At 68.6% G+C, this 9,170-nt stretch carries 6 protein-coding genes and 1 tRNA gene; 1 reads left to right on the top strand and 6 read right to left on the bottom strand.

Going from position 1 to position 9,170, the window contains the following annotated elements:
• From ACLFRM_RS08105 to doeB2, 4 genes are all read right to left on the bottom strand, one after another.
• Positions 1-1,370: NAD-dependent succinate-semialdehyde dehydrogenase (locus ACLFRM_RS08105; RefSeq protein WP_410755234.1), on the bottom strand; the 1,370-nt coding region annotated here is incomplete at its 3' end.
• Positions 1,367-2,683, bottom strand: a complete 1,317-nt coding sequence (gene doeA / locus ACLFRM_RS08110) for an ectoine hydrolase (protein ID WP_410755235.1) — start codon at positions 2,681-2,683, stop codon at positions 1,367-1,369. The genes ACLFRM_RS08105 and doeA, both read right to left, overlap by 4 nt.
• Before the next feature lie 3 nt (positions 2,684-2,686).
• A complete protein-coding gene (locus ACLFRM_RS08115) occupies positions 2,687-3,961 on the bottom strand; it encodes an aspartate aminotransferase family protein (RefSeq protein ID WP_410755236.1) in 1,275 nt (424 codons plus the stop codon).
• Positions 3,962-4,079: 118 nt separating this feature from the next.
• Positions 4,080-5,249 (bottom strand): N(2)-acetyl-L-2,4-diaminobutanoate deacetylase DoeB2, encoded by a 1,170-nt coding sequence (gene doeB2, locus ACLFRM_RS08120; RefSeq protein WP_410755237.1) that lies wholly within the window; start codon positions 5,247-5,249, stop codon positions 4,080-4,082.
• A gap of 303 nt (positions 5,250-5,552) precedes the next feature.
• Between doeB2 and ACLFRM_RS08125 the strand changes: the two genes are divergently transcribed.
• The gene (locus tag ACLFRM_RS08125) at positions 5,553-6,980 is read left to right on the top strand and encodes an MBL fold metallo-hydrolase (protein WP_410755238.1); all 1,428 of its coding nucleotides are present in this window, start codon (positions 5,553-5,555) and stop codon (positions 6,978-6,980) included.
• Between the two features lie 87 nt (positions 6,981-7,067).
• On the opposite strand, the gene ACLFRM_RS08130 is transcribed toward ACLFRM_RS08125, so the two are convergent.
• Both ACLFRM_RS08130 and selB read right to left on the bottom strand, forming a co-directional pair.
• Positions 7,068-7,163 (bottom strand) — tRNA-Sec (locus ACLFRM_RS08130).
• Positions 7,164-7,256: 93 nt separating this feature from the next.
• A partial coding sequence (gene selB, locus ACLFRM_RS08135) for a selenocysteine-specific translation elongation factor (RefSeq protein ID WP_410755239.1) occupies positions 7,257-9,170 on the bottom strand: 1,914 nt, incomplete at its 5' end.

Consider the following 9,170-nt stretch of genomic DNA (forward strand, 5'->3'; position numbering starts at 1 on the left):
TGCTTCGGCCCCACCCACACCTGCTGCGCATTGACGAACATCTTGATGCCGTGCGGGCCGAGTTCGCGGCCGTAGCCGGAGCGCTTGACGCCGCCGCTGGGCAGCCGTGGGTCGGTCTTGACGATGCCGTTGATCGATACCTGGCCGGCCTCGATGTCGCGGGCCATGTGGATGGCGCGGGCGGTGTCGGCGGTCCAGACCGCCGCGCCCAGACCGTACTTGGTGCTGTTGGCGATCTCGAGGGCGTGGTCGGCATCGCGCGCGGACATGGCCACCGCGATCGGGCCGAAGGTCTCCTCGCAGAAGGCGACCATGGAGTCGTCGACGTCGGCCAGCAATGTCACCGGGTAGAAGAAGCCGTCGCCCTCCGGCATCTCGCCGCCCAACAGGCAGCGCGCCCCGGCCTCGACACTGGCCTGCACCTGGCGATGCAGTCCGTCGCGCAGATCGGCGCGGGCGATGGGTCCGACGTCGGTGCTCTCCTCGCGCGGATCGCCCATGGTCAGCTTCTCGAGACGCATCTTCATCATGTCGAGAAAACGCTCGTAGACGGATTCCTCGATGATGATGCGCTTGGCGGCGATGCAGGACTGGCCGGCGTTGATGATGCGCGAGAGCACCACGGTGTCGGCGGCGGCCTCGAGATCGGCGTCCGCCAGCACGATCACCGGGTCGGAGCCTCCCAGTTCCAGCACGGCGGGCTTGATCTGCCGGGCGGCGGTGGCCGCGACGATCGAGCCGGCGCGGTCGGAGCCGGTAAACGAGACGGCGCGCACGCACTCGGTCTCGATCGCGCCCTGGATGTCGTCGGTTTCCAGCGGCAGGTTCTGGAACACGCCCTGCGGGAAGCCGGCCTTCTCGAAGCACTCGGCGATGCCCGCCGCGCAGGCCGGGACGTGTGCGTCGTGCTTCATCACGCAGGTATTGCCGGCCATCAGCGCCGGGGCGGCGAAGCGGAAGGCGAGCCAGAAGGGGGCGTTCCACGGCAGGATGCCCAGCACCGTGCCGATCGGCAGGTACTGCACGTAGCTGACCGTGGCGTCCGAGCCGAGCATCTCGCTGGCGAGATAACCTTCCGCGTGGTCGGCGTAGTGCTCGGCGCACCAGGCGGCCTTGTCGACCTCGCCGCGCGCCTCGCGGATGGGCTTGCCCATCTCGTCGGTCATCAGCAGGGCCAGACGCTCGCGGTCCTCGCGCATCACCGCCGCCACGCGTCGCAGCAGGTCGGCACGCTCGGCGAAACTGGTCCTGCGCCAGTCGCGGTAGGCGACGTCGGACCGCTCCAACACCGCGTCACGCTGGGCCGGGTCCATCACCGGGAACTCGTGCAGGGTCTTGCCCGTGGTCGGATTGATGACGGTCTGGCTCATGAGGCGCGCGACTCCTTGGATTTCTTGTGGTCCGGGGATTTCTTGTGGTCGTGCTTGTCGTGCGACTTGGACTTCTTTTCGCCCTTGTCCTTCTCGGCGGCGAGCAGCTCGATCACCGGCGGCTCTTCCGAGACCTCGCGCTTGGCCTCCTCGCGCTTGACGGTGAAATCCTGGTCGAGGCTGAAGAACGACTCGCAGCCGTCCTTGGTGATGTAGATGGTGTCGGAGATGCCGCAGGTCTTGTCGCCGTCCACGCCCCAGGCCCAGGGGATGATGTGGAAGGTCATGCCCTCGCGCAGCACGGTCTTGTCGCCGTGCATCAGGCTGAGGATGTAGCCCTCGTCCCAGCTGGGCGGGAAGGCGATGCCGATGGAATAACCCGAACGGGTGATCAGCTTCCCGTGGGCGTCGTCCACGGTCATGATCGAGCGGACCAGGTTGTCGGCGTCCGAGACGGTCACGCCCGGGCGGATCAACGCCTTGACCCGCTCGAGTGCCTCCTTCATGCGTTCCTGGGCCTTCCACATCAACTCGGTGGGCTCGCCCAGCACGGCGGTACGCATCATCGCAGTGTGGTAGCGGCGGTAGCAGCCGGCCACCTCGAGGAAGACGTGCTCGCCCGGCTTGACCACGCGCCCTTCCCAGGTGGCGTGGCCGATCATGGTGCGTGGCCCGGAGGTGACGTAGGGCATCACCGCCGGGGGCTCGCCGCCGGCGCGGAACATGCCGGCGCTGATCTCCGCGCCGATCTCGTTCTCGGTGACGCCGGCCTTGCAGGCCTCCAGCCCGGCCTTCATGCCGGCCTCGGTGGCGATGGCCGCGCGGCGCATGATCTCGATCTCGTGCTTGGACTTGGTGCGCCGGCCGCACTCGACGATGCCGAAGCAATCGAGCAGCTTGGCGCCGGTGAGCGTGGTGCGCAGCGCATCCTGCTGGTAGGCGGGGAAGAAGTAGCTGTTGCGCTCGTAACCGATGAACTTGCTCGCCAGCCCGAACTCCTTGAGCGAAGAGACCAGCATCTGGATGGCATCACCGGTATCCGGGTAGGGCCGGGTGATCTCCACCCAGGTGCGCGCGTGGACGTTGGACTCCTCCATCGTCCGCGTGATCATGAACGGCTCCTCGTCGAGCGGCACCACCAGAGCCTGGAAGAACGAGTACCCCGTGGTCTGGTAATCCGTGAGGTACATCAGGTTCTCGGGGTCGGTGATGATCACCGCGTCCAGCAGCCGTTCGGCCATGCGCATGCGCAACTCGCCCAGCCGGCGCTCGTACTCTTCCATCGGGAAGGTCATGTCGTCACGTTGTCGCATGGGTCAGCCCTCCACCTGGGCATCGATGGCCTGCTCGAAGAGATTCAGCCCCTCCTCGAGGTCGTCGTCGGGAATGGTCAGCGGCGGGATCAGCTTGATCACCTGCCCCTTCGAGCCGCAGACTGCCGCCAGGAGCCCGCGGTCGAAGCACTCGCGGGCGATGCGCTTGGAGAGATCGCCGTCGATGAAGTCGATCGCCTGCATCATCCCGCGGCCACGCACGGCGAAGCGCGGGTACTTCTCCGCGATCGTCTCCAGGCGCTTTCGGATCACCTCGCCCTTGCGCCGGGTCTCGTCCATGAACGCCGGGTCGTCGAAGTAGCCCAGCGCCACGGTGCCGGCGATGAACGACAGGTCCTGCCCGCGGAAGGTGCCGGTGTGCTCGCCGGGCGCCCAGTGCTTGTCGTGTTCGGGCTTGTTGAGGTTCATCGCCATCGGCGTGCCGAACCCGCCGATGCCCTTGGCCAGCGTGATGATGTCCGGGTCGAGGTCCATCTCGTCGAAGGAGAAGTACGGGCCGGTGCGACCGCAGCCGACCTGGATGTCGTCGACGATGAACAGCGCGCCCAGTTCACGCGCCAGGTCCTGTACGCCCTTGAGCCATTCCTCTGAGGCCACACGCACGCCGCCCTCGGCCTGGATGGTCTCGACCAGGAACGCCGCCGGCTTCGGGAAGCCGCTGGACGGGTCGGAGTAGATCTCGCGCATCCGCTCGAGCGAGTCCATGCCGCAACCGAGCGAGCAGTTCGGGCACGGGCTCTCGCAGCCGAAGGCCTGGTGGACGACGTTGTCCAGCGGCACGCCGGCGGCGTTGCGGAAATGCGCGTTGGTGGTCGCGGCCAGCGCGCCGAGCGTCATGCCGTGAAAGGCGTGGTGGAAGGAGACCACCTGCGTGCGGCCGGTGACACGGCGGGCGAGCTTGAGCGCGGCCTCGACGGCGTTGGTACCGGTCGGCCCGACGAACTGCAGCCGGTAGTCCATGTCACGCGGCTTGAGGATCGTCTCGACGAACTTGGTGATAAAGGCGCGCTTGGCGCTGGTGTACATGTCGAGGCTGTGAGCGACACCGTCGTTCTGGATGTAGTCGATCAGCGCGTCCTTCATCTTCGGGTCGTTGTGCCCGAAGTTGAGCACCCCGGCGCCGGCGTAGAAATCGATGTAACTTCGCCCCTGCTCGTCGGTCTGGCGGGCGTTGCTCGCCGAGTGAAAGACCGTGGGTGCGGCGCGACAGTACGCGCGGATCTCGGATTCCCACTGCTCGAACACCTGCATGTGCATTGGCGTTTTCTCCCCTTATTGCGGGTGGTGTCAATCCGCCGCATCGCGGCGGGAGTGCCGGGCTGTTTCCCCGGCGTGTGCGTGGGTCAAGCCCTTGCAAGAGGCCTGCCGGTTGCGCTCAGCCCGCGGGCGACTCCATCGGCAGCCCGACCAGGTCGGAAAAGATCCGGCCCACCGGGTCGATCAACCGGTCGTTGAAGTCGTAGCGCGGGTTGTGGCAGGGCCAGTGATGGCCCTCGCCGTCATCGGCGCCGATCAGGGCGAAGGCGCCGGGCACCTCCCGAAGGTAGTAGCTGAAATCCTCGGACGCCATGATCGGCACCGGCAGGGAGGTGTCGCGCCAATTGGCGCCGAACACGCGGGCCAATGCACCACGGTAGTGCGCGGCGGCCTCCGGGTGATTGATGGTGGCGTGATAGCGGGGCGTGAAGGTGCAGCGCGCCTCGACCCCGTAGGCCGCGGCGGTGTCGCGGGCGACCTGCTCGAGATGCCGGGCGACCGCGTCGCGCTGGTCGGTGCGCTCGACCCGCACCGAGCCGGCCAGGCGTGCGGTGTCGGGGATGGCGGTGATCGCCCCGCCGGCCTCGAAGGTGGTCACGCTGACCACCGCCGCCGTCTGCGGGGCGAGCCGCCGCGAGACGATCTGCTGGATGGACTGGACCAGCGCGGAACCGGCGAGCACCGGATCGCGGCAGGCCTCGGGCTGGCTGGCGTGCCCTCCGCTGCCGGTCAGGCGGATCTCGAAGGTGCCGTTCGCGCCCATCACCGGCCCGTCCGGGCAGACGGCCTGGCCGAAGGGGATCGCCGGCCAGTTGTGCCAGCCGAACACCCAGTCCACCCCCGTCAGCGCCCCGTCGCGAATCATCTCGCGCGCGCCATGCCCGCCTTCCTCTGCGGGCTGGAACAGCAGCGTGACCGGACCGGGCAGCTGGTCCTCGCAGGTCTTGAGCCAGCGGGCGACCGCCAGCAGCGTGGCGGTGTGCCCGTCGTGACCGCAGGCGTGCATGATCCCGGGCGTGCCGGAGGACCAATCCGCGTCGCTGATCTCGTCGATCGGCAGGGCGTCGATGTCCGCGCGCAGGGCGATGTGCCGACCGGTGGCCTCGGGCGCGAGCGTCCCGACCGTGCCGGTGCCGGCACAGGCCCGCCAGGGGATGCCGAGATGATCGAGCTCGGTGCGGATCGCGCCGGCGGTGGCGTGCTCCTGCCAGGTCAACTCAGGGGCCTGGTGCAGGCGACGGCGAAAGGCGGTGGCCTGGGTGGCGATGTCGGTCCAGATCGAGGGCACCAGGGACTCCTGTCGGCGGCCGGCACGAGCCGGACGCGGGGATTTCGGTCGGATGTCGGGGCGATTGACAGGGGCGGCCCGACGACTTCGAGCTAAGCACAGGTGCCGGCACGGGCGCAACAGCGCGCTCGCACCGGTGTCGCGCCGACGCCACGGCCACCCCGTCACGCACCGATCCGCGCAGCGGAACCGGGCTTGAGAAACTCGCGATCCATCCCACTGTCCATCGTTCAACAGTTTCTCTGATAGATTCCCAAGTCACGCTTATCCAAATCCCCCTATTCACCTTCCGAAGGAGCACCCATGCTGTTCGAAACGTTCGAAGAATCCGGCCTGTCCCAACTGAGCTACGCCGTCGGCTGCCAGCAGAGCAAGGAGCTGGCGATCGTCGACCCGCGCCGCGACATCGACATCTACCTCGATTTCGCCGAGCAGGAGGGCTACGTCATCCGCCACGTGATGGACACCCACATCCACGCCGACTATGCCTCCGGCGCGCGCGAGCTGGCCGAGGTGACCGGCGCGAAGCTGCACCTGTCGGCCTACGACGACAACGAAGTCTTCGAGGTGGGCTTCGACCACCTGCCGATGCAGGAGGGCGACTCGGTGCAGATGGGCAACGTGCGCATCGAGGCGCTGCACACGCCAGGCCACACCCCGGAGCACATCTCGTTCCTGGTCTACGACGGCGCCCGCTCCCCGGACGTGCCCAACGTCTTCCTGACCGGCGATTTCCTCTTCGTCGGCAGCCTCGGCCGCCCGGACCTGCTCGGCGAGGAGGCCACCCGCGGGCTGGCCAAGCAGGCTTTCCACAGCGTGCGCGAAAAACTCCACGGCCTGCCCGACGGCCTGGAGATCCGCCCGGGCCACGGCGCCGGCTCGGCCTGTGGCGCCGGCATGTCGGGGCGCACCGTCTCGACGCTGGGCTACGAGCGCGCCGCCAACCCGCTGCTCGATCCGTCGCTCACGGAAGACGAGTTCATCGACACCCTGCTGAGCAACCTGCCGCCGGCACCGGACTTCTACCCGCGCAACAAGGTCACCAACTCGGAAGGCCCCAAGCCGGTGCAGGGCATGGTCGATCTCTTGTCCGAGGAGATCGAGGTGTTCGACATCGACGACCTCAAGGCACAGATGGACAACGGGGCGGTGGTCATCGACATCCGCGACCGGCTGGCCTTCAACGCCGCGCACATCAAGGGGTCGCTGGGCATCGAGTTCGGTGACGACCTGTCCACCTGGGCCGGCTGGATCGCCCCGCCGGACAGGCCGCTGATCCTGGTCGACCACGAGGGTGACGACGAGATGATCAGCGATGCCATCCGCGCGCTGGTGCGCGTCGGCCAGGACAACGTGGTCGGCTTTCTCGACGGCGGCTTCGATGCCTGGCTCAAGGCCGGCGAGGCCTTCGACAACATCCCGCTGGTCGACGCCGAGACCGCCAAGAACGACCTCGACCACGACCGCCGTGCCCTGTGGGACATGCGCGAGGCCAGCGAATGGGACGAGGGTCATGCCTTGGGCGCCCGCCACCTGCCGGCCCACGCCGTGCGCGGCGGCATCGACGGCGTGGCGAAGGACGACGCAATCACCCTGGTCTGCGGTTCGGGCATGCGCTCGACCGTGGCCGCCAGCCTGCTGATGCGCGAGGGCTACAGCAACATCGCCAACCTGATGGGTGGCATGGATGCCTGGGAAGAGGCCGGCCTGCCGGTGGTCGCCAAGGACTGATTTCCAGCCGACCTCAGAAACGACAAAACCCCGCTCGATTCGAGCGGGGTTTCTTTTTGGCGGCCCGGGCATCGGGCCGATCGAAGGTGGCGGAAGAGAATAGGAGTCGAACCTATCAGGGACCGCTTGACAGCCCCTCCCGGTTTTGAAGACCGGGCGCCCCACCGGGGAACGATCTCTTCCTTACGGAAGGTCTGCACGCATCCGATGCCACTCTGGCTTGGTGAGCCGCCCCCTTGGGCGCGCAGAGCGTCATCGGATGCGTGCAGGTCTTCCTTATTTCCAGGGCGACGCACTGCTGTCCTCGCGCAGGACGTGGTCGTCATGGACGCGTCGAGTGTATCCGACGCGATCGAAGAACTCGAGAATCCGGATGGCCACCTTGCGCCCGCCGCTGCCGTCCGGGTAGATCAGGTCGCGGAAGGGGGCGGCGCGGGCCGCGCCTTCCTCTTGTGCCAGCTCCCGCACGATGTCGGCCAATTCGGCGACCGCCTCGGCGGTGAAGTAGTGATCCCGCGCGATCGGATAGAGCTCGCCGGCACGCGCCAGCCGCCGGCACAGCTGGCGCACCTCGCCTTCCTCGAGCCCCACCTCCTGCGCGGCGTAGCGGACCCGTGGCGGATTGTAGGGATTGGCGCGAAACAGCGGCGCGAGGATCGCGAAGCGCTCGCGGTCGGCCTCGCTGACCTGCACCCGGTGCCCCGGCAGGTGCAGCCAGGCGCGGGTCAGCGCGATCGCGCCTTCCCCGAGCATCTGGTCGGTCAGTGCCCGGAACAGCAGCGGCGAGAGCCGCACCGAGATCATGCGTCGCAGGCGACCCGGCTCGACGCCGACCATGTCCGGGGCGCGCTCGTGCTCCTCGGCGAGCACGGCGAGCAGCCGTTCGCGCAGGGCCTCCCACGCCACGGCACTGATGCCCACCGCCTCGTCGCCCTCGCGAAGGACGCGCAGATCGGCGCGTCGCCAGAGCGCCTCGGCGCTGGCCTCGTCGAGGTTCCAGTTGCGGGCGAACGCGTCGAGATCGACCCCGGTTTCCGACTCCGCGGCGAGGAAGGTCAGTGCGTTGGCCGGGTCATCGTCGCGCAGCCGCTCGAGCAGCTCGAGGCGGAAGGGGCGGCGCTTGTGGCGCTTGGGCGGAAAGATGTCGAGCGTACGCCCGCCGGCGACGGTGCGCGTGGCCCCGGCGTCGCGCAGCACGAACGGGTCGCCGCGCAGGGTGAGCGTCTCGCGTTGCAGGAGGATCTCGGCCAGCGCCGTCTGCCCCGGCTCGGCGGTCTTGCAATCGAGCAGCGCCACCCGCCCCATGATGTCGTCGGTGCCGATGTGCACGTGCACCGACTGCATGTGCCTGACCGGCCGCTGGCCCTTCGGCACCCGCAACTCGGCCTGAAAGCGGGTCAGCGGCTCGGCCAGCGCCGGGTCGACCAGCCACAGGCCGCGCTCGATGTCCTTCTTGTCGAAGTCGCCCTTGATCGCCACGGCACAGCGTTCGCCGGCACGGCCCGTCTCGGCGGGCCGGTCCTGCACGTGCAGGCCGCGCACGCGGGCGGTGACCCCCGTCGGGGCGACGACGAGCGTGTCGTCGACGCGGACCTGCCCGGCCAGCGCCGTCCCGGTGACCACGGTGCCCACGCCCTTGAGCGAGAAGGCCCGGTCGATGGCCATCCGGAAGCGCCCACCGCCCGCCGGGCGTTCGAAGCCGCGCGCGATGCTCGCCAGGTGTTCGCGCAGGGCGGGCACGCCCTCGCCGCTCGGCGCGGCGACGCGGAAGACCGGGCTGTCGGCGAGCCGGGTGTCCGCGAGCAGCTCGGCGATCTCGGCCTCGACCTCGTCGACCCGCATCGGATCGACCGCGTCGATCTTGGTCAACGCGACCGCCCCGCAGCGGATGCCGATCAGGTCGAGCAGCTCGAGGTGCTCGCGCGTCTGCGGCATCGGCCCGTCGTCGGCGGCGATCACCAGCAGGGCGAAGTCGATCGCCTTGGCCCCGGCGAGCATGTTTCGGATCAGCTTCTCGTGGCCGGGCACGTCGACGAAACCCAGGGTCGCGCCGCCTTCCAGCGCGGCGTAGGCATAGCCGAGATCGAGCGTGATGCCGCGTTCCTTCTCCTGCGGCAGGCGGTCGGCGTCCACCCCGGTCAGTGCGCGGACCAGGGTGGTCTTGCCGTGGTCGATATGGCCGGCGGTCCC

Source organism: Guyparkeria sp., from assembly GCF_046540515.1.
Classification (GTDB): Bacteria; Pseudomonadota; Gammaproteobacteria; order Halothiobacillales; family Halothiobacillaceae; genus Guyparkeria.

Excerpts from the sequence above, each read along its gene's own strand:
- ACLFRM_RS08125 (WP_410755238.1), top strand. The coding sequence starts at position 5,553 with ATGCTGTTCGAAACGTTCGAAGAATCCGGCCTGTCCCAACTGAGCTAC.
- doeA (WP_410755235.1), bottom strand. The coding sequence starts at position 2,683 with ATGCGACAACGTGACGACATGACCTTCCCGATGGAAGAGTACGAGCGC.
- ACLFRM_RS08115 (WP_410755236.1), bottom strand. The coding sequence starts at position 3,961 with ATGCACATGCAGGTGTTCGAGCAGTGGGAATCCGAGATCCGCGCGTAC.